We start from the raw sequence: 25,499 nt of genomic DNA on the forward strand, positions 1-25,499 counted from the left end.
AATCTAATACAAAAGTAGTGGGTTTGGGGAAGAGCAAAAGTGAGCCTTAATGATAAGCTTACCTGTGTAATATAGTATCCGGCTAACAAAAGAAAACCTTCTTCTTTAAACGTAAAACCGTCCTGATGCTGCTCATTCGTACCTTGGCGGTATAGTCAGCAGCAAAAGGCTCAATCGGGTGGTGCCTCCGATCGTATCAGGTATTTATCATTTTCGCCCAGAAACAAAGCAGTTGATCACCCTTTACTTACATCATTCGTTCCGTAGTGAGTCAACTGGATTGGCCACCGCTGCCCGAATAGACCGGAAACTGACTGTAACTAAAGCGATTAGCAGACCAACCAATGCCGCTATTAAAAACATCCACCAGGCTAGGTCAATTTTGTAGGTAAAATCAGCCAGCCACTGTTGCATAAAGTAGTAACCCAGTGGAGCGGCTACCACGAAGGCAATTCCCACCAGCAGTAGCAAATCTTTAGTGAACAGATATACAATGTGTAACACGGTAGCCCCTAGCACTTTTTGAATGCCCATCTCCTTAGTTCTCTGCGCGGTGATAAAACTAATGAGTCCGTATAACCCCAGACAGCCAATAAAAATGGCAATACCAGCGAAGAGAGAAAGTAAGCGGGAGGTTCGCTGCTCTTTTTCGTACAGCGTAGCCAGGTCTTCATCCAAAAACTGATAAGTGAAGTAGTACTCAGGAAAAATCTCTTTCCACTGCTGCTCAATATGGGCAATAGCTTCTGAGGCTTGTAGCATATTGATCTTGAAAGATGCTTGTTGAAACATATTGGGAAATCGCGCCATGACAACCGATGGAATCTCTTGCTGGAGCGAGAGCGAATGAAAGTCCTTAACCACCCCAGTAATCGGCGCTTTTAATCCGTAGAAGCTCACTATCGTACCCAAAGCATCTTGTGGATTCTGAATACCATTATCCTTTAGGAAGGTTTCATTCACTAATATTTGCGTAGAGTCACTACTTTGTAGGTTACGACCAGCCAACAACGGAATATTGTACAGATGTATATAATGTTCGTCAATAAGCTTTATCTCGGTTGACTGTTCTTCGTTCGGAGTTTTCTCAAAGGTGTAGCCTGTCCACCATTTGTTAATTGTAGCCGAAGGAGCGTTCAGGGAGAAACTAGTCGCTTCAATAGCCGAGTTCTGGGCGGTAGTATTTCGGAGGGCTTGCAACGTTGAGGGATTGCTTTCTGGGATTTCAACTACAACTACCGCCTCTTTGTCGAAGCCTAAAGCGGTGGTGTTGAAGTAGTGCATTTGACTGACTACTACAATGGTGCAAATAATAAGCATTTGCGATAGAGCAAACTGAAAAATAATGAGTCCGCGGCGTAAGTTCACCCCCCCAGTTTGCTGATTGGTCAGCGTATTTTTGAGCGTGGCTGCCGGACGAAACCGCGCCAGTACCACAGACGGATAAAAGCCAGCTAGTACGCCTACTGCGAGTGATATACCGAAAGCGATGAGTAAGGTCAACGGTTGATACAACCAGGATATGTCCAGTGTAACTCCTAATAAGTTAGGCAGGTAGGGAAAAACCATAACAACTATCAGATAGGCCAAAAGGAGGGCAATGAGAGTGAGCGTAAACGTTTCGCTCATAAACTGACCAATCATTTGATGGCGAGTGCTTCCTAACACTTTGCGTATGCCTACTTCTTTGGATCGCTTTACGGCTTGGGCAGTGGCTAAATTCACAAAGTTAATGCAAGCGGTTACCAGGAGAAAAAAGCCGATAAGAGATAAACTTGTAATAGTAGACTTACTAATAGAGCGTTTAGAGAAGTTCGTGCTACCTATATCGCCGTTATAGTGAATCTCAGACAGAGGCTGCAAAACATGAGTAGTTTTTTCATCGGCTACTTCCTGACTAACGTACTTGCTAATCGTGGCGTGAAACTGCGTTTCTACTTCGCTTGGATTAGTGCCTTCGTTGAGAAGTACGTAGGTGTGATGGTAAGAGTTAGTACTTAAGTCGTACTCAGCTTGGTAACCACCTTTTTGCTGAAAGGTAGCGTAAGAAACTGCTATCTCAATCGGCATGTCGGTGTTCAGTGGCGTATCTTGAATAATACCACTCACAATGAGATCGTATTCATTATTCAACTTCATTCGTTTTCCTAGCGCATCTCCGTCGAAGTACTTATCGGCTAAGGCCTCGCTAATGGCTACCTGCCCGGATTCCGATAGCGATTTTTTCGGGTCACCTACCTTCCAGGGGAAGTGAAAGATCTCAAAGAATGAAGGAGTTATAAAGTAGATATGCAACTCGCGGGTCAGCTCTTCGTTTATTTTAACCTGGGTTTGGGCCGGGTTTAGTCGGTAGGCTACGGCTACGTTCTCTATACCAGTGAATTCGTTTTCTATCACCGGCATCAGCCCGGTCGGCGTTCCGGTATCGCCCTCCTCCCGCACTTCATCAGGATTCCCCGTTAGCACTCGGTAAATGCGATCAGCCTGAGGATGAAAGGTATCGAAACTCAGCTCAAAGCTCACCAACAAAAAGATAACAAGTGCTCCGGCAATACCCAGCGTAAGTCCGGCAATATTGATCGCTGCAAAGCTTTGGTGCTTCTGAATATTTCTGAGAGCGATGGTAAAATAGTTTTTGAACATAGCGGTGTGATTTGTAGGATAGTATTTTCTTTTTCGGATATAATCAGGGTGCAGAAACATCAGTACATTGAACCAGTAAAGTAATTGAGCTCGTCGTAGCCATTTTGCTTCCACTCTCCGTCGGAACAACTCGTACAGATCGCCTTCTACCTCGTCCAGCAGTTCGGGGCGACAGTACCAGCGAAGGAAGCGGGTAGCCCAGAGAGGCGGGGATTTACTATCTTTACCACCCTTACTCATTGCGTAGAGAATCTACCGGATTGGCCAGAGCGGCTTTGATGGATTGGAAACTGACGGTTAGCATTGCAACGAATGTAGCTGTCAACCCAGCCAGCGCAAATACCCACCAAGGCATCGGCGTTCGATAGGCAAAGTCGGCTAGCCATTGCTGTAGCACGTACCACGCAATAGGAGTAGCAATGATGAAAGCAATGAGCACCAGCACCAAAAAGTCTTTGGATAACAAACGCACAATACTGCTTTCGGTGGCTCCTAACACTTTACGGATACCAATTTCTTTGGTACGTTGCACAATCGTATAAGAAATTAATCCCAGTAATCCGAGGCAAGCGATGAAAATAGCTAAACCCGCAAAGTAGACGAAAAGCTGCCCGAAACGAACTTCCGCCCGATACTGTCGGTCAAAAGCTTCATCAAGGAAGAAGTAGTTAAACGGACGCTGCGGAGCCAGGTCTTGCCATTGCTGTTCTAATTCAGATACTGTCGCAGACAAGTTTTCGCTACGTAGGTTGAGCGAAATATACTGAGAAACATAAGGTACCCAGCGAATAGTCATGGGCTTTACATTTTCTTGTAGTGAGCGGAAATGGTAGTCTTGTACTACTCCCACAATTTCTCCTTCTACTCCCCATTGCGAGAAACGCTTTCCGATAATATCTTCTGACTTAGCATAGCCGCAACTTTTTGCCAAAGCCTCATTTATGATCAATGTAGAGCTATCGGTTGCAAACTCCGGTGAGAAGTACCGACCCGCAGTAAGCTCTATTTCGTAATGACTGAGAAAGTTATGGTCTACGTAGAACTGGTTGACATTGGTGGCTTGCATGTCGCCATCAGGATTTTCTATTTCGGTAAACGCGTGGTTGTTGGCCCGGCCGGGCACACTGGATGAGGTAGATAGAGATTGCACGGACGGGTGTCCACTGAGCTGCTGTTTAATCGCTTCTATATTCTTTTGTACGGCTGGGTCACCTCGGAAATCAATCACTAACATCTGATCTTTTTTAAATCCTAGTGACTGGCTTTTCATGAAGTCTAATTGAGCGTATACTACCATTGTACCAGCAATTAGTACAATAGAAATGGCAAATTGGGCAACCACTAGCACTTTTCGTAGTACAATCCCTCGCTGACTGCTACTGAAACGTCCCTTCAAAATAGTAGCTGAACCGAAACCAGAAAGCACAAGTGCTGGATAGATACCGGCCAGTAAACCAATCATCAGTGTGAACACCGTAAAAATGGGTAGATAGTAGGTCTCCTGAAAAACACTATCGGCTACGGTCTTACCTGCTAACTGATTAAAAGTAGGCAGTAACACCTCACCTAAAAGTAGTGCTATTGCAAAAGCCGTCAGGCTAAGCAGCACCGACTCCAGGAGAAATTGCGTAGTTAGCTGACGACGAACCGCACCTGCTACTTTTCTAATACCCACTTCCTTAGCTCGCTCGGTAGCCCGGGACGTAGCCAGATTCATGAAATTAATACAGGCAATCAACAGGATGAAAACGGCAATCGCTGAGAATATTCTCACGTTGGTTAAACTACCGATGATAAATCCGCCCCGATCCGAGAAGTAAACTTTCGATAATGGTTCTAGAAACAATGTGTAGTTCATTCCATTATTAAGGTTATCCTCGCTGATGTACTTTGATAGAAAGTTGGGCAGTTTACTTTCTAGCACTTTCGGATCAGCTCCCTCAGATAATTGTACGTACGAAGTGTAGCCGAAATTACCCCACTGCTCCGATCGAGTAGGGTTAAGTTCTTCTAGCTCACTAGAGAGCGAAAGAAACACTTGAGCGTCAAAACTTGAGTTCTTGGGTATATCTCGCATCACTCCGGTTACAGTGCAATTATACTCTTGCTCTATCAGCAACTGTTGACCTAGTGGGTCTTCATTGCCAAAATACTTCTGAGCACCTTTTTCCGTTAGCACGATGCTAAATGGCTCTTTTAATGCAGTTTTCGGATTGCCTTGTAGTAATGTGAAGCTAAAAACATCAAAAAAGGTAGAGTCCACCAGCATCGCTTCATCTTCCTCAAACGTTTTATCATCCGTTTGCAAAAGAAATGCAGCGTCATCTATGCGCACCATATTTTCTACTTCGGGAAAGTCAGTCTTCATATAAGCTGCCATAGGAGATGAAGTACCTTTCTCGTAGATGATCTCTGTAGGAGTTTTAATATCAACCACGACTCGGTAGGTGCGATCCGCTTTAGAATGGAAGTTATCATAGCTTAATTCATGGTTGACATAGAGAAAGATCAGCAAGCAGCAGGTCATACCGATGGCTAAGCCTAACACGTTAATGGTTGCGTAAAATTTATGCTTCACCGCATTGCGGGCGGTAACTTTCAGATAGCTTCTAAACATGGCAGTGTGATTAATTGAGTTATATTGTTTTCGTTTTCGGATATAGTCAGGGTGAAAGAACATTAACACATTGAGCCAGTAGCGTAACTGCGCTCGTCGAAGTCCTTTCGCTTCTACTCGTCGCTGAAACAGCTCATACAAATCCCCTTCTATTTCATCTAGTAGCTCTGAGCGGCAGTACCAGCGGAGGAAGCGAGTAGCTAAGCGGGGTGGGGATTTACTATCTTTGCTGTCCTTACTCATTGCGCAGAGAATCTACCGGATTGGCCAAGGCGGCTTTGATGGATTGGAAGCTGATGGTAGCAATGGCGATCAACAATGCTGCTCCACTGGCCAGGACAAAAATCCACCAGCCCAACTCAGCCTGGTAGGCAAAGTCTTGCAGCCAGTGCCGGGCTGCCCACCAGGCTAAGGGCCAGGCAAACAGGTTGGCAATCATAATCAACCACAAAAAGTCTTTGGAAACCAACCTTACAATGCTACTGACCGAAGCACCTAATACCTTACGGATACTAATCTCTTTGACCCGTTGCTGTGCCGTAAAGGTAGCCAGTCCGAACAATCCCAGACAAGCGATAAAGATAGCCAGACCGGAGGCTGCCGTAAACACCTGCTGATATTGCTGCTCCGCCTGATATTGTTGGTTGTAGCGTTCATCGGCGAAAAAGAACTCAAAGGGGTTGCCCGGAAAATATTCTTCAAAGCGCTGTTCCAGTTCGCTAACCTTAGCCGGTAGCTGGTCTGTGGTGAGTCGCACCGTAAAGAATACGCCATTATTACGCGGCATGAAGATCATAGGAGTGATGGCCTTTTTGAGCGACTGATGGTTATAATCATGCACCACACCGATAATCTCTCGTTCTCTGCCGTACAGTATCTTTTGTCCAATGGCTTCCTGGGCGGAGGCAAAGCCAAGTTCCAGTGCCGCTTTTTCGTTTACCATCACCTGGTCTACCTGATCGGGCGGGCTTTCGCACATTTGTGGCGTAAAGTTTTTTCCGGCGATGAGCGTAATGTCGTAGGTATCTAAGTAACGATGATCAATATTCAGAAAATCATACACCTTCTTCTCATCTTCCGGTGCCGGATGAAGGCTAGTCACGCCCGACGTACTGAAGTTGTAATACATACCCGGTACGCTGCCGCTGTTGGTATAGTTCTGCACAAAAGACAATTGTTCCAGTTCGTTTTGGAAAGAGGCGGTTCGCTGCGCAAATGAATCGTCTTTGCCTACCGAAGGCGCATAAAAAGTAAGCAGTTGCTCCATGTCCATATGTAAATCGCGATTTTGCATAAACTGCAACTGACGAAACAGCACCAACGTACCGATCATAAGTATCACTGAAACCGAGAACTGGAAAACTACCAGTACCCGGCGAAGCAGCACCCCCTTGCCGGCTTGGCCCAGTGCGCCTTTCAGTACCCGGAGTGGCTTGAAGGAAGATAGTACAAAAGCAGTATAGCTGCCTGATGCCACAGAGCCGGCCAACAGCAACAAGACGCCTAACATCCAATCATGTTGCGGCGCCAGGCTGGCCAGCGAAAGCGTTTGCCCGGTGAGTTGGTTGAAATAATCCTGAACGAGCATAACAAGTAGCAAAGCCAGTCCGAACGCCAGGCTGTTCAATAGAAAAGATTCTCCCAAAAATTGCCCGATCAACTGCTTCCGCCGAGCTCCTACGACTTTGCGAACGCCTACTTCTTTGGCCCGCTTCATCGCACCAGCCGTAGAAAGATTGATATAGTTGAGCCAGGCAATGAGTAAGATCAACAAAGCAATACCGCTCAGCATATACACAAAGGGCAGCTTGCCAAACGTAGGATCGGCATCGCCCAGGGATTGAGCCAAATGGACATATCGGAAAGGCTGCAGGCGAATGAGATCCTCGTCATCCGGCTGTAAGGTCATTTTATAGTCGGTAAGTTGCCCTTGCAATGCTTTAGGGTCGGTGCCGTCTTGGAGAAGCAAATACGTGTATACATATTGCGCATCTACATTGTCTAACCTCGCCCAATCGTTGCCATTACGGTTAGCCGGGTTAGCCAATGTCTGCAAAGAAAAGAGCATATCATACCGGATATCGGAATTTTCGGGCATGTCCTGGTAGACGATGCCTACCGTATAAGCCGTATTGCCAAACATATTATTCAGCGTCAGCACCTTACCGATAGGCTCTTGGTCGCCAAAATATTTCTGGGCATACGATTGAGATAGGGCAATCGTATTGGGTGATTGCAGCGCGTTCGGGCTGCCTTGCAACACCGGAAACGAAAACATACGAAAGAAGCTACCGTCGGCATACGCGATAGGCTCCGCTTCCAAGTGCGATTGCAGGTACTGACCCAGGCTATCGTCGTAATACGTGACCGTCCCCCGGGCAACGCCTTGGGCGAGGCGGCAAAAGTCGGCTACCTCCGGAAAATTTTCTTGGCTGAAAGCAGCCACCCCGGGCGAGATGACCTCCATACTTGGCTGCCCTTCTTTCTGAAATAACACCCGGTACAGATTGGGCAGTTGCGTATGAAAGCGGTTGAAACTCTGCTGATAACCGACATATTCCAGGATCAGGATGAAAGCAGCCATACCCAAAGCCAGTCCTGACAGGTTAATCACCGAAAAAGCTTTGTGCTTTTGCAACTGGCGAAAAGTGATGTGGAAATAGTTTCTAAGCATAGCGGTATGATTGGTAGGGTAATATTTTCGTTTTCGGATATAATCAGGATGAAAGAACATCAATACGTTGAGCCAGTAGCGTAGCTGCGCTCGTTGTAACCCTTTCGTTTCCACTCGCCGTTGAAAGAGTTCGTACAAGTCCCCTTCTACTTCATCGAGCAACTCCGAGCGGCAGTACCAGCGCAGAAAAATGGTAGCAGCATGTGGGGGCCTCTTCACTACTCGTACTTTAATGATTTAGCCGGATCAACCGTAGATGCCTTGATGCTTTCGTAAGCTACGGTGAGCAGGGTGAGTCCTACGATGATGGCGACCGAAAGCGCGAAGATCATCCAACCCATATCGATCCGATAGACAAAGTTCTGAAGCCAGTCCTGCATCAGAAAGTACCCTAGTGGTAAAGCAATCAGGCAGGCGATCAGAATCATTTTTAGGAAGTTGTTCACCAGCATAACCAGGATTTGCGGCACAGTGGCTCCTAGCACCTTCCGAATGCCGATCTCCTTGGTCTTCTGTTCAGCAGTGTACGAGGCCAACCCATACAGTCCTAAGCAAGCAATGAATACCGCTAGTACCGAAAAGAGCCGGACGAGGTTGGCCATCTTAAGTTCGGCGTAATACATCCGACCAAATTCATCACTCAGAAACCAGTAGTCAAAGCCTACTCCGGGAAGCACTTCTTTCCAGGCAGCCTCTAGGTTGGCTAACTTTTCCGGTAGATCATCGGCAGGCAGCTTCACGTACAGAATCTGATTGCTGGGGTGCGGTTTTCCCAGAATAGCTACCGGCTTAATAGCAGTATGAATCGACTCGTAGGGAAAATCTTTTACCACTCCGACAATCTGACCGGTTTGGTTGGTCGCCGTATCCGATAGCGTAAGACCAATCAACTCCTCAGGAGTCTTGTTGAGACTGCGTGCTGCCGCTTCGTTAAGCATGTAATTGTTAGAATCAGCCACGTTTTGGCGATCAAAGCTTCGTCCGGCTACCAGTTCCAGATCGAACACTTCAGGAAAATCATAATCACCATTCAGTCGGTCCCATCGATATACCTGTTCGCCGCTTAGTTCGGGAACTGTAAAAAAAGCATCCAGTCCCATAAAACCTTGTCGCTGGGGCAAGTGACCCGCTAGCGTTACGTCCGTGATACCAGGATCAGCGAGTATCTCATTTCGGAGTGCCTCAAACCGTTCTATTGGAGCAATGCCTCCGCCGAAACGCACTGATACAATCCGGTCGGCTTGCTCGTACAACTTGGTGCTTTGCAGCATATTCATCTGCTGAAGTACAACCCCGGTGCTTACAATTAACAATACCGAAACAGCAAACTGAGAAATTACTAAGGCACGGCGGAAGTAGGTTGGTCCTTTGCTGAGCGTGAGTTTGCCCTTCAGCACCGCCACTGGTTTAAACCCCGATAGAAAGATAGCCGGATAGCTACCTGCCACAAAGGCCATGCTCAACCAGATAAGCACCAACCCGATCAGAATGTTAATCTGCCCCAGCGAAGCCACTGTGAACTGCTTGTCAGCTAGATTGTTAAAGGTTGGTAGAGCAAAGGCAACCAGCACCAAGGCAAGCAGCAGTGCTACCAGAGTAACAAGCAAAGATTCTTGTAGAAACTGCACCATCAGTGCGCGCCGACTGCTGCCCAGCGACTTACGTACGCCTACTTCCTTGGAGCGCATCATTGACTTAGCTGTGGCTAAGTTCATATAATTGATGCTGGCAATCAGCAGAATAAGCAGTCCAATAGAGCTAAAAATAATCACGTAGTCAATGTCGGCCGTAGCGTCCCACCACGACCAGTCGGTTTCGCTGTCAAAGTGAAAGTCGGTGATGTTTCGTAGAAAAGGGGCGTGTTGATGGGCCTGATCAGCCAGATGTTCGCGAACAATCCGGTCTAGCCCGGCCTGTACCTGGTTGACATCGACTCCTTCGGCCAGACGAATGTAGGTGGGTACGTAGTACTTATCCATTCCCGATAAGAACTCGCTCATGGGTATTCCGAAGGTTTCCTGAGCAATATTCATGATCTCGATAGGAATCAGGTAGTCAGGCTGCATCAGTACGTTACTAGGGTAGTCTTTCATTACCCCGGTGACGGTGAGTGTTACGTATTGGTCGGTAATGAAAATATGCTTCATCTCCAGATCATACCCTACCACGTCAGTATCGCCAAATAGGCGTTGGGCGGCTGTCTCGGACAGTACCACACTATTAGGTTGGGAGAAAACCTGGTCCTGGTCGCCTTGCAGCAGCGGAAAGTACATGACTTGAGGATACGATTGCTCTACCAAAAACACTTCGCCATCCTGCGTCAGCAACGTTTTGTCTTCCTCTGGATTTCTCATACTGTAGGGAAATCCCAGAGAAAGGTAACGAAACACATCGGTTACTTCGGGTATCTGCTCTTTTAGCAGTTGCGACCAGCCGGAGGGTACGGCACCGTAGATTGCTTTCTCCCCCTGCTCATTAGTAAATTCCTCTCCAATACCGAAGGTTAGGTCTGGGGCCGGGTGGATCGTATCGTAACTTAACTCGTCCTGCGTGTACAGGAAAATCAGAATGGCTGAAGCCAATCCGATAGCTAATCCAGTGGTGTTAAGTAGAGCGGAACCTTTCCGTTTGACAAATCCTCGCAGGGCGACTTTAAGATAATTTCTGAGCATAGCAATATGATTAGTAGGATACTGTTTTCGTTTTCGGATATAATCAGGATGCAGAAACATCAGTACATTGAGCCAGTAGAGCACTTGCGCTTTCCACATTCCTTTTGATTTCACTCTTCGCCGAAATAATTCGTACAAGTCGCCTTCCACTTCATCCAGTAGCTCCGGTCGGCAGTACCAACGCAAGAAGCGGGTGGCTCTCTTGGGAGGTAATGCGTCGTTTTCTGGGGTAATGTCGGAATGGCTCATGCAGTGGGCTACATCTGAAGTGCGTTGAATAGACTTCTATTCGTTGAAAGTATGTTACTGTAAAAGCCACCGAATCACCTCGGACATAAACTGCTGACTTGGATAATTCACTCCTTTCCACTCGGTCATGTATAGAGAAGCCATACCATCACCCATCACGATAATCTTTCCTCCACTCTCAGTGACTTTATAAGTGCCAAAAGCTTCGTCGGATTGTTGGTTAAAGCAGAAGGGAGTGCCCCCGTTCAGTAGCCTTCCCCCGTGGTAGATCACGTCCATTTTTTCGGAAACCACCACACTCGGAGTAGCGTATCCGCCAGATAGAGTATCCGAACTGTCTTCGCCAAACTGAATATCAAACGGCTTAATAATGTCATTGACGTTTGTTTGCTCGAGCGTAGACCAGTAATCAACATCTAATACCAAAAATAGTGAGCCACCCTGCTGGACGTATTGCTCAATGGTAGCAACCTCATTGTCGCTATACTGAGCAGAAGGAGAGTGAATGAACAGTAAATTGCTATTAGCTAGTACCTCAGGGGTGATTTCAGATTTAACATAGTTAACGGAAGCACTTAATGAAGAAGCGGTTGCTTTCAACTGGTTAGTCAGGTACTGCGCTCTTGCTGCATCTTCGCCCGCACTTTTCACCATATTGGCAGGATCGTTCCAGAACCTTTGTCCGTGGGCAATATCTACGAATACATTGAGGTTATTCACATCAGCCTGTGACCATACAATGGTTGGGCTAGCGATGATCAACGTTAAAATGAGGGTTAGGTGTTTCATAGTTTTAAATGTTACTTGTTACTCATTCTTAAGACACTGTACTGGATTTACTCTCGCGGCTTTAATAGTCTGAAATCCTACCGTAAACCAAGCAGTGAGTAACGCAATTAATCCGGCACCAGCGAAGTACCACCACCGTAAATCAATGCTAAAGGCAAAATCATTGAGCCATTGCTGAACGATGAAATAACTGATGGGTAAAGCAATGAGAATGGCAATTAGAACCATCTGGGTAAATTCAGCAGATAAGAGGCGAACAATACGAAAATTACTAGCTCCTAGTGCTTTGCGAATTCCAATTTCTTTCAGTCTCCTTTCGGCTGTAAAAGTGGCTAAACCAAACAAGCCTAAACATGAAATAATAATGGCAATACCGGCAAAGTACTTGGATAAGTTAGAGACGCGCTGCTCGGCAGCATAGAGTGCTTGGTAATCCTCATCCAAAAACTGGTAACTAAACGAGTATCTAGGATTGTAAGCCTGATAAAATTCTTGAAGGCGATCAATAGCTTCACGTTCCCTTCCGGCCTCAATCTTAGCTACTACTTGATGGGTCCACGATGGCCGCAAAACAAAAAATAATGGGCTAACCTCTTCGTGTAATGATCTAAAATGAAAATTCTTGGTGATCCCAATGATCTCTAGTTCGGTTTGCCCAATTCTAATAACTTCTCCGATAGGATCACTCAACCCCATCATATTAATAGCCGCTTGATTAAAGATGATTTTTGAACCTTCCGAACTGAATTCTGAGGAAAAAACTCGTCCGGTAGCCATCTCGACACCTAATGTTTCCAGTAAGTCATAGGTAACCGGACGCATCTCGAAGCTTGGGAAATTGACATCTTCTGGTTTCCCGGGCCAGTCGTCAATGGAAAAACTATTACTGCCATCGACAATACTCTGTCCAATACTGGCGGCATTCATCACGCCAGGTACACTTCTTAGTTCGGAAAGAAATGTTTCCAATTGTTCGCCTACTCTTCCTTCTATATCAAAGTAGAGAACGTTATCTTTTTCGTATCCCAGATTTTTTGTTTGCACAAAATCTATCTGTTGGTACACAACCACTACTGATACAATGAGCAGCACAGATAAGGCAAACTGAAATATAACTAGGCCTCTTCTGGCCCACTGCCCTTTTGCGGCGTTGCGAAGTGTCCCTAACGTGTGTCCCCGCATCATGGTCACCGAATCGAGTCCTGATAAGTAAAAGGCGGGGTAACTACCAGCTATCAGCCCCGTAGATAGGACGATGCCAACGATTGTTCCGACTAGGGCAACGTCTAAGTTAAGACTAAGTTGCTTTCCGGTAATCTCATTAAATTGGGGAAGAAATAGTAAGACCAGCAGTATAGCAATCAGTAGAGATGCTGAAGCCATCAATAGTGACTCGCTCAAGTATTGAAATATGAGTGTTTTCCGCTTAGCACCAATGGCTTTTTTTACTCCAATCTCCTTCAATCTTCGCGAAGCTTTAGCCGTGGCCAGATTCATGAAATTAATGCAGGCAATTAGGAGAATAAAAACGGCGATGATGGAAAATAGACGTACGTATTCTATTCGCCCCCTAATTTGCTTTCCGTTTTCATAGTTACCGTACAGATAACCATCCGAAAAAGGACGAGCCAATAAAGTGCTGTTAGAATTATTGCGCTTGTCTTTTAAAAAGCCAGCAATTTTGCTCCTAAATTCTTGAACGCTCGCTGTTTCTTGCAGCACCGTATACACCTTCGTGGTGTTGAAGTTCCAGTCTAGTGTATTAGGCTCAATTTCTTTGAATTTCTCAAACGATAAAACAAAGTCAAATTGGAGAGAAGAATTAGCCGGTACATCAGCAAACACTCCAGCAACCTGGAATGGCTGGTCATCCTGAAAGTTGACGGTTTTGCCAACGATATTTTCGGTCGTATTGAATAAATTTATCGCCAGTCTTTCCGAGATCACGACGGAATTTTTGTCGGCCAGCACCTGATCCCGATTGCCTTGCATCAAGTCAAAAGAGAATGTGTTGAAGAAGTCTTCACTAGCGAACAGAGCTGCAGCCCGTACGTATCTATCATCTATTGAGAGTATAACCCCTTTCTCTCGAAGGCGAGTAGCCACAGCATATTCTACCTCAGGTACTTCTTCGGCGAGAGTCTCAGCCATCAACCCTGAAGTATACTCTCCCACCCACACTCCTTCTGAATTTTTGCCCTGCTCCAGTAGTTGAAAGAGCTGAGCATCTTTTTCATGAAACTTATCGACGCCAATTTCATCGTTCACCCACATGAAGATAAGTAGCGCACAAGCCAAGCCGGATGAGAGGCCAACCAGATTAATAAAGAACGTACTTCGGTGACGTTGAAAATTTCTAAAGGCAATTAAAAAATTGTGTCGTAACATAGCAGTATGATTGGTATGATAACTCTTTCTTTTTTTGATATAGTCAGGATGAAAAAACATCAATACATTGAGCCAGTAGCGTAGCCTCGCTCGTTGCAGCCCCTCTGTTTCTATCCTTCGCTGAAAAAGTTCGTATAAGTCTCCTTCTACCTCGTCTACTAACTCAGGGCGGCAGTACCAGCGCAGAAAGCGGATAGCCAACTTCGGGGGCATTTTCTTAGTATAACTATTCCGCTTACTCATCTTTTAAATATTGCCTCCCTCCCACACAATGTGAGGAATTGCTTGCCATAGAGCATTACGCATCTGTCGGGCTTCTCGTAAGGCCTCTTTTCCCGAATTGGTAATGGTAAACAGCCGTTTCTTTCGTCCGCCCCGCTCTTCGCTAGCTCCCCCCATCTGTGAATGCAGGTAGCCCTTTTGCTCCAAGCGCATCAGCGTTTTATGCACCGAGCTTAGTGTAACTTTACGGCTGGTACGCTGCTCAATTTCATCAGTAATAGCTAAGCCGTAAGCATCGTCGTAGAGGATACCTACGGTTAGCAAAACGATTTCTTCAAATTCACCTAAATGGTTGCGTTGACTCATTTGTTTCACCTTTGTCTATTTTCCTTTGGCAAGCACGGTGCCAAAGCGATAGAATGAGGAAAATCAAAGGGGGAAAGAAAAATACTGTCCGGTTTCGTTCAGAAGTTGTTCGTTACTGAACAGGTAAGTAAGTCTCAGACAAATCCATTATTGCCACCTTTTCGCTAGTATTGTAATTGTGAATAATGGTCGAGCTACACTATTAGCTGAGATGTTACGTAAGCAGGATCAGCAAATGGAAGTACTGAGAGCTCAGAACATAACTTTTGATTACTGCTGAATTGAAGCCATCCGTGATAAATTCAGGCGGATGGATGAGTTTGAGCAGCGATTGAAAATTCTAGAACGAAAAGTGGGCTAATCGAAAAATTGCCACTTAATTCCTAAATCAATGGCGAAGGGTTGCCCCGGATAAAAAGGCGTAGCAAAATAGCCTTCCTCTTCAAATAGACTCTCAGTCACCTGAGGGATGCGTAAGAACAAGCGAGCCGTACGCACCTTGAGGTTAACAAATGCATCGGCAATCGGGAAGCTCTGGCCATTGGGAAGGGGTAACGGAAAATCTCCAATAAGGCCGAGGTTCTCCAATCCGTTGGGCTGTAAGAAAAACTGCTGGGTCGCTACATCGTAGTCGTAACCCAGGTACGAGCTGGTGTAGCGAATATCCGTTCCGATCTGCAACACAATTTTTCCATCCAGAAATATGTTCTCGTAGTACAACCGAGCAAACGCGGTAAGCTCGGGCACGGGATAAACATCAGCGGCTCGTCCGCTCGTTAAGGTGTAGATAGCTTGCCCTTGGAAGTGCATCTTCTTTAAAAAGTCAATCCGTACTTCGGCTCCGGGCGAGAGCACTTGCACCGCGCCACCGGCTTGTTCAGGGTAGGCCTGCCGACTGTTTAGCGTAGTATCTCGTCGATAATAAATGGGGCGATTAATGTTAGAAAGTGTAGCAAACGGACGCAAGTAAATATTGGGAAATGGATACTCCAGTGAGCCCGAAATTTGGTCGATAGCCGTGGGCTCGAAAGAGTTTCGCCAGTAGTTGTGGTTACCAATAAATTGCTGGTCGGTAAACGTGGGCACCACCCGTGCCCTAACCGCGTTTGCCTTCAGAATGGGGTTGTTAAAATTAGCTTCTATCCGGTAGCTTTCGGTATTCAGGTATTCTACTCCGCCACCTAAAAAAGTGCTGTCGCCCAGATCGAGCCGTAGGTCAAAACCAGCGTAGAGTTCAGTAAAGTCTTCTCCGTCTACCTGATTATCCCCATAAACCGGCAACGTTGGCACAGTATCCTGATTATAGTAAACAATCGGTCGGCGGATGCGGTAATGTACACTGTAAAATAAGTTGCCTAAACTGCCCTTCAGCCCTACTTCATTATCCCAGACATCGTACTCAATGCGGTCGTCGGTTTGTGCTGTGTCTAATAGCACCCGCGAGAAGTAACGGGTAGCCGAGTCAGTATCGATAGTTTCATTACCTAGTTGGTAGAAGAAAAAGTTATTTTGGTGCCGACGGGTAAACTGATGATACACCTGGAGCAGTTTGCTCAATTCAAACTGATGGTACAAATGATAGTTGAACCGAAATTCTTTCGCTTCAAACTCTCGTAGCCAGACCTGGGAAGCTTGTCCAAAAAAGAATTCTGATAACCCACTATCAGTAGCTGTATCTTCCACCACTCCCCCCGATTCATTCACCGTATGTCCGAAGCGAGTAGCATTCACCATTAATTGGTACCGCTCGTTTTCACTGCGGTAGTGCATAAATGCCGTGATATTGCTAGATCGTGGTACTACCTTATCGCCCTGTCGTCGGGCAGCGCCTAATTGCTTATCGATGCTGAGCGTTCGTACGTTCAAACCAAAATTTAGATTGGGGCCAATATTGCGAGAAAAAGTAACGTCTACCACATCTCGGCCTACTCCTCCAAACGTGATGAACATTTGGGTGAAAGGTGATTTGGTGTCGTAGTAGCGTACATCTTCGGGCTCAGTGACATAAATATCGTAGGCATCCAATCCAATGTCGGCACCAATGGTGGTAGGGGCTACCGGATAAATATTTCGGCTAGCCATACCAATTGCTCCAAGGTGCTGCTGGTAATTTAAAAAGTTTTCTATCCGGCTGTAGTTATGTACTCCCGTCAACACCGTATCTACCTGTTGGTAAATAACCCGGTTGTTTTGCAAGTCTGACTGATAAATATATTGGGAGGTTTCCGGGCCGTACTGCACGGTATCTTCCTCGGTCTGGCTGGTGGTATCGGTCGGAATATTTACCCGGCCCGGTCGCTGGGCCCACCCCTGGGAAAAACAAATAATCACTAGCATTCCCCCCATTAGTAACCTGGCGAATGACTTGTTTACGATATTTCTCAAGATACGGCCGGGGTTGGTATTTGCTGACGTAACCAGTCAGTAAAGGTGGTATTGTCTGGTAAAAAGTGCGTTTGAATGGGGATGTAAAAGAGCGGTAATTGTTGCCATTGCTGCGTGAGTGAACCGCTAATCATTTTTACCATATCCTTTTCGGTGGTCATAAAGCAAACGTTTTGGGCTTGAGCGCGCTTGCGAAGGTTTTCAATATCTTTTTCCGTATAACGGTGATGATCGGCAAAAGTAATATATTCTTGGGTAAGAAAATGATGTTGTACGTATTGTTGAAATAATTTGGGGCGAGCAATGCCGGAGAAAGCAATCACTTTTTCCTTCATCTCGCTTCCCTCAAACACAGGTTGTGGGTCGGCGTAGCGAATTCCGCTAAAAAAAATTGGAGTGTTTGGCTGGGTGTACCGTGAAATCTGAGTGGTGACCTCATCTCTTTGAGTAGAACTCAACTCATTCGGGCACTTCGTCACAATTACAGCATCAGCTCGCTTGGCCCCCGATCGCCCTTCCCGCAGTCTCCCGGCCGGAAGCACCCTGTCGTGATAAAATGGACGGTCAAAAGAGGTAAGCAGTAAATTTAGGTTGCGGGCGATAGACCGATGCTGGTAAGCATCATCCAGTAAGACTATCTCCGTTTCAGGGTGGTGGTGCATAATTTCGGGCACACCTAGCACTCGCTCTTCGGCAACCGCTACCACCGCGGGTTGCTGCTGGTATTTCCGATAAAACTGGTACGGTTCATCGCCCAGCGTTTCGGCTGAGTCTTCACCCGTAGCCAACCGCACTCCCCGGGTTTTCCGTCCGTAGCCCCGGCTCAGTATTGCCACAGCATAACTCTCTCGTAATAACCAATCGGTCAGAAACTCAATCATCGGTGATTTTCCGGTGCCACCTACACTCAGGTTGCCAACACTAATGATAAAGGGAGTAAAATCCAGCGTTTTCTTGTAATTGGTGTCGTACAGGTAGTTGCGAAAGCGGGTAATGCTTTTGTACAATACGGCAAACGGCCAAAGTAGAACTTGGCTAACAGTGAGAACAAATGGTTTGAAAGAATTTACCAAGGGTAGGGGATGATGCTAAACTTTGGGTTCTTTAAGAAAATTTATCGCCAGACGGTCAGATGAGAAACGACCTCGGCTACACTATGCAAATTCGGCGTAGGGCGGGTGAACGCTTCTTCTTCGCTAATCACACCAAGTTTTCGGCTAAAATTCGCTCCCATCCAGTTCTTGCCACCCTGAATATCCTTTAGTTGCTTGATTATGTCTTCGATGAGAACTTTCACTCCTACAAGAATCGTTAATTTTACGTGAAGTAAGCAAAAGCTGTTAGTAAAATCAATGACATCAGCTAGCAGAACTTGCTTTGTAAGTAGCTGATCTTACTGTAATGCGCCTGAGAAAAGTAAAATCTAACAGATTATGGGTACAGGAATGTTAATTTATTATGTGGTATTTGCTTCCCAAAGGATGAGTAATTCTACTACTCTGTTATCGAGTATCGGAGGACAGGAACCGAGCGTGAATAAGCAATGGGACTATATTTTTTCCGATCCTACGTATCTACTCATTGTAGTTGTAGCTGTTTTTTTGAATATAGTTCTACTGCGAAAACTCATCAGAAAGGAACTGTAAAATTCACTGTACTTATTATCTAGAAATCACTCTCTTTTAGAGGGAATGTTGCACAAAAAATTAAAACTTGGAATTAGTAACGATAAAAACTTTTGATAATCCAATTGAGGCTCATCTGATGAAGTCTAAGCTTGAGAACGAAAACATCACCTGTTTCTTATTCGATGAAAATATCGTTGGGCTAAATCCTCTGTACAACATTACTGTTGGGGGAGTAAAACTAAAAGTTAGTAAAATTGATCTTGACGAAGCAGCTACAATTATTGAGGAAACCATAAATTCTCCACTAACAAATGACCAAGGTGAGATTATTCAATGTCCCAATTGCCAGTCTGAAGATATTTATAGTGGATTTAAGTCTATGAAAGGAACAAAAGGGATTTTATCGGCAATAACCTCTTTTTTATTGATGGTTTTTCCTATTTACTACAAAACTGTCTACAAATGTAAATCGTGCGGAAATGAATTTAAATAGTTATAACGTATGGGAAGGGAAGTGTTTTTGTTAGGAGCTAAAGTTACTTCTTCCCGAAAAGCCCGCACCATCTTGAGCAAAGAAGGTAGATATTCTGCCGGAACTTGCTCCAGTTCACCGATGACCAGCGTATATATCGGATTCTTAAAACTTATGCTTTTGTTTTAACCGTTGATGTAAGAATCTGCAATAGAGGATATTCCGATAAACTTCTAAGGTTTGTGACATCATGAACCTCGGGGTAAATAATTATCAGAATAAGGTTTAATTAATGGATAAGGTTCAGGAGTACTAACCGGAGTTAGTACGATGGCTATTCTTCATTACACAACTTTTGTACCTTCGTTTTTCTCAAAACAGGCAAATTATGACCCAAATACGCGACGTAACCACCTATCTGGAAACTATCGCCCCGCGCAGCTACCAAGAATCGTATGATAATGCCGGACTGCTTACCGGAAATCCGCAAGCAGAAGTGCAAGGTGTTTTAGTCAGTCTGGATGCCATTGAGAGTGTGGTGGATGAAGCCATTGAGCAGAACTGTAATCTGATTGTTGCCCACCATCCTATTATTTTCCGAGGGCTGAAAAGCCTGACGGGGCGCAATTATATTGAGCGGACAATTATCAAAGCAATCAAGAATGATATTGCCATCTACGCTATCCACACCAATTTAGATAATGTATCCAACGGCGTGAATGCCAAGATTACTGAAAAGCTCGGGCTACAGCAAACTCGCGTACTGGTTCCCAAACCCCAAATCCTGCGGAAGCTTACCACCTTTGTGCCCCCCGAAAATGCGGAAGCAGTGCTCAATGCGCTTAGTGCAGCTGGGGCGGGCAATATTGGCAATTACCAAAACTGTAGCTTTCAGGTGAGCGGCATCGGAACGTTTCAGCCCAATGAGCAGGCCAATCCGCACATTGGTGAAGCGGGAAAGCTAGAGCGGGTGGACGAACAACGCATTGAGGTGATTTTACCGAACCATCTAACCAATCGTGTACTTCAAGCCTTGCGGAAAGTGCATCCTTACGAAGAAGTGGCGTATTATCTACACAATTTAGAAAATGAAAACCAGGAAGTAGGTTCGGGTATGATTGGGCAACTAGCGGAAGCGATGCCATCCGCTGACTTCCTGAAATATCTCAAAACTCAAATGAACTTGTCGGTTATTCGGCATACCGCAGTTCTTGATCGTCCGGTGCAAACGGTAGCGGTTTGCGGCGGAGCAGGGAGCTTTTTGCTACCGCAGGCTATCCGGCAGGGCGCTGATGTTTTTGTGACGGCTGATTTTAAGTATCACGAATTTTTTGATGCCGATGGCCACCTGATGATCGCTGATATTGGGCACTACGAAAGCGAGGTTTACACAAAAGAGCTGATCCAGGAATTTTTATGCAAAAAATTTGTTAATTTTGCAGTTCGTTTGGCGAAGGCCAACACCAATCCCGTTTTTTACACATAAAATTACGTATGGAAAGCACCACCACGCAGCAAAAAACCGTAGCCGAAAAGCTAGATATGCTGATGAAGCTACAGAATATTGACCTGGAGTTAGACGAGATCAAAAAGATACGAGGCGCACTGCCCGAAGAAGTGAGCGACTTGGAAGATGAGATTGCGGGTTATCAGACCCGGCACGATAAGTACGTAGGCGACGTAGAGCAGCTAGAGCAAGATATTGAGAACAACAAACTGGCAATTAAAGAGGCTGAGGGGCTGATTAAGAAGTACGAAGAGCAGCAGATGAACGTGCGGAACAACCGCGAGTACGATGCTATCACCAAGGAGATTGAACTACAGAATTTGGAAATTCAAATCTCGGAAAAGCGTACTAAAGAGGCGTACGCTAAAATTGATCAAACTAAGGAGCAGGTAGAAGATACCAAAGCACTAATTGATCAGCGCCAAAAAGATTTGGAAAGCAAGCGAAAAGAACTGGAAACTATTGTAGCTGAAAGCGAAGAAGACGAGAAGAAGCTGTTAGACGAGCGCGCTAAAGTGGCCGGAGAGATTAGTGAAATAGACCGCAAACTACTCAACTACTACGAAAAGCTACGGAACAGTCTGTCTAATGGCCTGGCCGTGGTAAAAGTAGTACGCGGTGCTGCCGAGGGTTGTAACATCATTATCCCTCCTCAGCGTATTGTGGAGATCAGAGAGCGCAAGCGCATTATCTTCGATGAATATTCAGGGCGCATTTTGGCTGATGTGGAAGAAGAAGTAGTAGTAGAAGAGCCTAAGCCTAAGCGAGGCCGTCGGAAATCTTCTTAAAATTGAGAATACACAAATACTGAAAAGGGAGCTTATAAGGCTGCCTTTTTTTGTTCGAGCTTACAGGTTCGCAGGGACTGACTACTATGTTTATGTGTTCTCTTATTCCGAGCATCTACAAATACTTGAACGCTAAAATATGTACGAAAACGGACAATTATGCTCGCTTTCGTACAATTTGCCGGAGTATTAGTACCTTTATTGAGATAAAAAACGCTTGGCATATAACTTGCACCATTGCTGAGCAACAGACCTACTCACAATATGCTCATAACTGGTACTGTACCAAACCATCTAGTGTGGCGAGTTTATTATTGGTTCATACGCAGCAAGCTGACAACCAATTTATCATCTACCTCAATTTCCCAATCAGTTGATTCCTCATCGCCAGAATCCTCAGTAGAAAAATACTTTCGTGTGTACTACGGCCCACTTTGCCAAACGGTATACAAAATGGTGCGAAGCTCCGCTGTTGCGGAGGATATCGTTCAGGATGTATTTTTAAAGGTGTGGAATAATCGTACTCAACTAGATGAGCAGAAGTCGGTGAAAGCCTATCTGTATCGAGCTGCTATCAATACTACGCTTAATTACCTGGAAAAAACAAAACCCCAAACTACCTTGGGTGATGAATACGAGAACCAAGTAGGCATCAATACTATTGATGAGTCCGTTGCCTATCAAGAGACCGAACAGCGTATTCGCGCAGCTATTGATACCTTGCCCCCGAAATGCAAAGTAGTGTTTACCCTAAGTCGCTTTGAAGAACAAAGCTACGCCGAGATTGCCCAAACGCTCAGCATCTCCGTAAAATCGGTGGAGAAGCACATGGGGAAAGCGCTTAAAATCTTGCGAGAGCAACTCAAAGATTACTTTCAATCAACTCTTTAAAAAAATTTTCGGCGAATAGGTAGGGTAGCCGTCTACTTGTCGGTAATAGTAATAGTTGGTACGATACATGGGAAAGCCCAATGACGATATCTGGACATTAGTTGCCAAGCAGGTTACGGGTGAGTTAACCAAAGAAGAGGCTGAGCAATTAGCTGACTGGCAGCAAAAGCGTCCGGAAAATGAAGCTACGGTTGAGCAGGTAAAAGAGCTTTGGCGTGAAAGTAAGCAAGGCGAACCTTTCTATGAACCAGATATAGAAGAAGGTTGGCAACGCTTTCTGTTTCGGAGCGAGCAGCAGACGGTAAGCTACTCTGCTGGCACGGGTACCACTCGTCAATCTAAATTGCGAAGCCTAGTTTGGTGGCCAGGGGTGGCGGCTTCAATCACACTGTTGCTCGCGCTAAGTTGGCTGTGGTATAACCGTAGCCCAGAAGCTAACTGGCAGGAGTTTGCGGTAGTCAACGGGGAAACTACCCAGCTAACGTTGCCCGATAGTAGTCAGGTTTGGTTGAATAGCAACAGCACTTTACGCTACGCCGATAATTTTAACGTAGAAAACCGCATAGTATACCTGGAGGGAGAAGCCTTCTTTGATGTAAAACAAGCCGAAGGAAGGCGGTTTACCATCTTCAGCGAAGGAGCTAAAACTGAGGTGATTGGCACTTCCTTTAATCTGGAAGCTTACCCCAAAATGCCCGTAGCCGTGCAGGTAGTGAGTGGGAGAGTAGCGTTCTCGTCCACCAATGAGGATGATGCGGTTTTTTTGGAACCTGGTGAAGAGGCCGTGCTAACTGAACATACGGCTATTGTTCAGAAGCGAGAAATCAGTAATCCTAACTTTCGTGCCTGGCAAAACAACGTACTAACATTCAATAATACCGATTTACAGCAAATTGCTCATCAGATGGAAGAGCACTTTGGAATTACCATTAATCTGGCTGAACCAGCCCTCGCTAACTGTCGCTACACGGCTACTTTCGAGGGAGCGACTCCCGAATCAGTACTAACCACTTTATCAGCCATTGGCAATTTATCGTACCAACAGCAAGGCAAGCAGTATACCCTGAGTGGGGCGGGCTGCCAAAAATGATCTTCAGCATTTAAACACTAAAAGTGATGACAACTTCATTATACTCCTTCGTGGGAGGACTGCTACTACTATGCATAAGCAGTTTTTACCCACCTCAAACTGATATTCTCCGACAAAAAGTATCAGCTACTTATCAGAATGCTACTTTGCAAGAGGTGCTGATTGACCTTCAGCAGCGGTATGGGCTAAAATTTGCCTATCTCAACAACGAGTTACCCAATGGATTATCCGTTACGTTAAACTTTGAAAATGTGCCTTTGGGCAAAGTGTTGGATACGGTTCTGAGCGATACTTCTCTTTCTTACCAGTTAGTAGATGATCAGATCGTACTAAAAAATATCCCGGAGAAGCAAGAAACCCGGACACCAGCTCCAGAGATAGAGAAAAACACTACTCCTAATCAATCCTCTAGCACCAGTACTGCTCCCACTAGTGCTTCTGATGCTGAGCTAACTACATCTACCGAAACGGACGTATCACCTCTCATAGAAGAGGAGTCATCTACCGAAGATAGTGTGCCTAATAGCCAATCACCAGATGAGGTTTTCTCAGGTAACAATGTCTCTAACGACCTTACTCAAGGAGAAGAAATTCTACAGGAGGAAACCACAAAAAAACCAACCGAAGAAACTACCGTTGCCAACCAACCAAATCCAGTTACTGAAGCCGACACTGTATCAGAAACTATAACGGAGAAAGTCCCTCTGGTTGAGAAAAAAGTGGAAAGCAATCAGCCGGAAAAGAATCAAGCTAGTGAGTCAGATAAAACGCCTGTCTCTGACAAAATCACTCGAGAAATTCGGCAAGGGATGAATCATGCGATTTTTAATAATTTGCCCGAAGAATCGTCTTACGAAACGAGACCGTTCCACGTTGGATTGATTTATCCGCTGAGTACCAACGGAATTAATGCTGGTCAGTATGTCAACCGGATATCGCTGCATGCCCTCATTGGCTACTCTGCCGGATTGAATGGCGTAGAAGCTTCTGGCTTTGGTAATATAGAAAATGATTTTGTGAGTGGAGTTCAGGCTGCCGGCTTTTTTAATTTGGTAAAGAACAGGGTAAACGGTGTACAGGCTGCCGGCTTTGCAAATCTGAATGGTGGTGTTCTGGAGGGGGGGCAGTTTACGGGGTTCCTGAATACAAACCTTGACTCCTTGGAAGGCGTACAAGGTGCAGGTTTCTTAAACCTATCAACGGGCTATACTGACGGAGTGCAAGGAGCCGGATTTGCCAATATTATAACTCAAGACGCTCACGCCGTACAAGCTGCTGGTTTTGCTAATATAGCAACTAGTCGCATGAAAGGGGGGCAGTTTGCCGGGTTTGGAAATTACGCTCACAGTGTAGACGGAGCGCAGATTGCCGGTTTCACCAATGTAGCTACCGGAGATGTGAATGGCTTTCAAGCAAGCGGGTTTCTCAATGTTGCGCGACATGTAAAAGGAGTACAGCTTAGTTTTCTCAATGTAGCGGATAGTATTGATGGGGTACCTATCGGCTTTTTGAGCATCGTTCGTAAAAATGGCTACCGCGCGCTAGAAGTTTGGGGAGGCGAAGCCCTGCACGCCAATGTGGCTTTTAAAATAGGAGTACGAAAGTTTTATAACATTTTCTCCTTTGGCTCGCAGTTTGCTGACACTGACTTTCGCTACGGATTGGGCTACGGAGTGGGGCATGTTACTGCACTCTCGCCTACCGTTGATCTCTCGCTCGATCTGCTATCTCAGCAAATTTACGAAGAAGATAATTGGATATTTAGTAACAATCAGAAACTCAATCTACTGAATACATTTAGAATCGGATTCTCTAAACAGCTCTCTCAGAACTTCGCCTTATTTGCTGCGCCTACATTCAATGTGCTGGTATCGGAAATTAGAAATGGAGACGGAACCATCGGTAGTAATCTAGCACCCTACAGATTGTTTAACCAAACCTACGATGGCAGAACGAACACACCAAGCATACCAGATATACCAGGAGAACCTACCAGATTTCAGCAAGGCCGAACTAATGTGCAAATGTGGGTAGGCTTTAACGTAGGCCTTCGCTTTTAATTATTCCACTTAATGTTCGCATTATCACTTTTCCACTTTCAATTCTCTGTTATTCATT

16 protein-coding genes are annotated in these 25,499 nt (G+C 45.5%); 6 read left to right on the top strand and 10 right to left on the bottom strand.

Going from position 1 to position 25,499, the window contains the following annotated elements:
• Nucleotides 1-252 precede the first annotated feature (252 nt).
• From P0M28_RS20800 to P0M28_RS20845, 10 genes are all read right to left on the bottom strand, one after another.
• Nucleotides 253-2,883, bottom strand: coding sequence for an ABC transporter permease (locus P0M28_RS20800; protein ID WP_302204794.1), 2,631 nt, complete (start codon nucleotides 2,881-2,883; stop codon nucleotides 253-255).
• On the bottom strand, nucleotides 2,876-5,503 hold the full coding sequence (locus tag P0M28_RS20805) for an ABC transporter permease (protein ID WP_302204796.1): 2,628 nt from the start codon (nucleotides 5,501-5,503) through the stop codon (nucleotides 2,876-2,878). Before P0M28_RS20805 ends, P0M28_RS20800 begins: the two co-directional genes overlap by 8 nt.
• On the bottom strand, nucleotides 5,496-8,153 hold the full coding sequence (locus P0M28_RS20810; protein WP_302204797.1) for an ABC transporter permease: 2,658 nt from the start codon (nucleotides 8,151-8,153) through the stop codon (nucleotides 5,496-5,498). The genes P0M28_RS20805 and P0M28_RS20810 overlap by 8 nt, the downstream gene beginning before the upstream one ends.
• Nucleotides 8,153-10,855, bottom strand: coding sequence for an ABC transporter permease (locus P0M28_RS20815; protein WP_302204798.1), 2,703 nt, complete (start codon nucleotides 10,853-10,855; stop codon nucleotides 8,153-8,155). The genes P0M28_RS20810 and P0M28_RS20815 overlap by 1 nt, the downstream gene beginning before the upstream one ends.
• 54 nt (nucleotides 10,856-10,909) lie before the next feature.
• Nucleotides 10,910-11,644 (bottom strand): hypothetical protein, encoded by a 735-nt coding sequence (locus tag P0M28_RS20820; RefSeq protein ID WP_302204823.1) that lies wholly within the window; start codon nucleotides 11,642-11,644, stop codon nucleotides 10,910-10,912.
• 18 nt (nucleotides 11,645-11,662) lie between these two features.
• Nucleotides 11,663-14,275, bottom strand: a complete 2,613-nt coding sequence (locus P0M28_RS20825) for an FtsX-like permease family protein (protein ID WP_302204824.1) — start codon at nucleotides 14,273-14,275, stop codon at nucleotides 11,663-11,665.
• 3 nt (nucleotides 14,276-14,278) lie between these two features.
• The gene (locus P0M28_RS20830; protein WP_302204826.1) at nucleotides 14,279-14,620 is read right to left on the bottom strand and encodes a PadR family transcriptional regulator; all 342 of its coding nucleotides are present in this window, start codon (nucleotides 14,618-14,620) and stop codon (nucleotides 14,279-14,281) included.
• A gap of 357 nt (nucleotides 14,621-14,977) precedes the next feature.
• Complete coding sequence (locus P0M28_RS20835) at nucleotides 14,978-17,005, bottom strand: putative porin (protein ID WP_302204827.1); 2,028 nt, start codon at nucleotides 17,003-17,005, stop codon at nucleotides 14,978-14,980.
• Nucleotides 17,002-18,078, bottom strand: a complete 1,077-nt coding sequence (lpxK, locus tag P0M28_RS20840) for a tetraacyldisaccharide 4'-kinase (protein WP_302204828.1) — start codon at nucleotides 18,076-18,078, stop codon at nucleotides 17,002-17,004. Before lpxK ends, P0M28_RS20835 begins: the two co-directional genes overlap by 4 nt.
• 41 nt (nucleotides 18,079-18,119) lie before the next feature.
• The gene (locus P0M28_RS20845; protein WP_302204829.1) at nucleotides 18,120-18,302 is read right to left on the bottom strand and encodes a hypothetical protein; all 183 of its coding nucleotides are present in this window, start codon (nucleotides 18,300-18,302) and stop codon (nucleotides 18,120-18,122) included.
• A gap of 416 nt (nucleotides 18,303-18,718) precedes the next feature.
• On the opposite strand from P0M28_RS20845, the gene P0M28_RS20850 reads away from it, so the two are divergent.
• The 6 genes from P0M28_RS20850 to P0M28_RS20875 all read left to right on the top strand — a co-directional run bounded on the left by P0M28_RS20850 (nucleotide 18,719) and on the right by P0M28_RS20875 (nucleotide 25,441).
• Nucleotides 18,719-19,126, top strand: a complete 408-nt coding sequence (locus tag P0M28_RS20850) for a putative signal transducing protein (protein ID WP_302204830.1) — start codon at nucleotides 18,719-18,721, stop codon at nucleotides 19,124-19,126.
• 367 nt (nucleotides 19,127-19,493) lie between these two features.
• Nucleotides 19,494-20,591 carry a Nif3-like dinuclear metal center hexameric protein gene (locus P0M28_RS20855; protein WP_302204832.1) on the top strand — a complete coding sequence of 366 codons (1,098 nt, stop codon included), beginning with the start codon at nucleotides 19,494-19,496 and terminating at the stop codon, nucleotides 20,589-20,591.
• A gap of 8 nt (nucleotides 20,592-20,599) precedes the next feature.
• Complete coding sequence (locus P0M28_RS20860) at nucleotides 20,600-21,400, top strand: zinc ribbon domain-containing protein (protein ID WP_302204833.1); 801 nt, start codon at nucleotides 20,600-20,602, stop codon at nucleotides 21,398-21,400.
• A 264-nt stretch (nucleotides 21,401-21,664) separates the two neighbouring features.
• Nucleotides 21,665-22,291, top strand: coding sequence for an RNA polymerase sigma-70 factor (locus P0M28_RS20865; protein ID WP_302204835.1), 627 nt, complete (start codon nucleotides 21,665-21,667; stop codon nucleotides 22,289-22,291).
• A 67-nt stretch (nucleotides 22,292-22,358) separates the two neighbouring features.
• A complete protein-coding gene (locus P0M28_RS20870; RefSeq protein ID WP_302204836.1) occupies nucleotides 22,359-23,381 on the top strand; it encodes a FecR family protein in 1,023 nt (340 codons plus the stop codon).
• A 26-nt stretch (nucleotides 23,382-23,407) separates the two neighbouring features.
• Nucleotides 23,408-25,441: an STN domain-containing protein gene (locus tag P0M28_RS20875; protein WP_302204837.1), complete on the top strand. Its 2,034-nt coding sequence runs from the start codon at nucleotides 23,408-23,410 to the stop codon at nucleotides 25,439-25,441.
• Nucleotides 25,442-25,499: the final 58 nt, after the last annotated feature.

It is taken from the genome of Tunicatimonas pelagia (assembly GCF_030506325.1).
Taxonomy (GTDB): Bacteria; Bacteroidota; Bacteroidia; order Cytophagales; family Cyclobacteriaceae; genus Tunicatimonas; species Tunicatimonas pelagia.

Bases quoted from the DNA above. Each gene is read 5' to 3' on its own strand.
- P0M28_RS20800 (WP_302204794.1), bottom strand. From the start codon at position 2,883: ATGAGTAAGGGTGGTAAAGATAGTAAATCCCCGCCTCTCTGGGCTACC.
- P0M28_RS20805 (WP_302204796.1), bottom strand. From the start codon at position 5,503: ATGAGTAAGGACAGCAAAGATAGTAAATCCCCACCCCGCTTAGCTACT.
- P0M28_RS20815 (WP_302204798.1), bottom strand. From the start codon at position 10,855: ATGAGCCATTCCGACATTACCCCAGAAAACGACGCATTACCTCCCAAG.
- P0M28_RS20820 (WP_302204823.1), bottom strand. From the start codon at position 11,644: ATGAAACACCTAACCCTCATTTTAACGTTGATCATCGCTAGCCCAACC.
- P0M28_RS20825 (WP_302204824.1), bottom strand. From the start codon at position 14,275: ATGAGTAAGCGGAATAGTTATACTAAGAAAATGCCCCCGAAGTTGGCT.
- P0M28_RS20830 (WP_302204826.1), bottom strand. From the start codon at position 14,620: ATGAGTCAACGCAACCATTTAGGTGAATTTGAAGAAATCGTTTTGCTA.
- P0M28_RS20855 (WP_302204832.1), top strand. From the start codon at position 19,494: ATGACCCAAATACGCGACGTAACCACCTATCTGGAAACTATCGCCCCG.
- P0M28_RS20860 (WP_302204833.1), top strand. From the start codon at position 20,600: ATGGAAAGCACCACCACGCAGCAAAAAACCGTAGCCGAAAAGCTAGAT.
- P0M28_RS20865 (WP_302204835.1), top strand. From the start codon at position 21,665: ATGCTCATAACTGGTACTGTACCAAACCATCTAGTGTGGCGAGTTTAT.
- P0M28_RS20870 (WP_302204836.1), top strand. From the start codon at position 22,359: ATGGGAAAGCCCAATGACGATATCTGGACATTAGTTGCCAAGCAGGTT.
- P0M28_RS20875 (WP_302204837.1), top strand. From the start codon at position 23,408: ATGACAACTTCATTATACTCCTTCGTGGGAGGACTGCTACTACTATGC.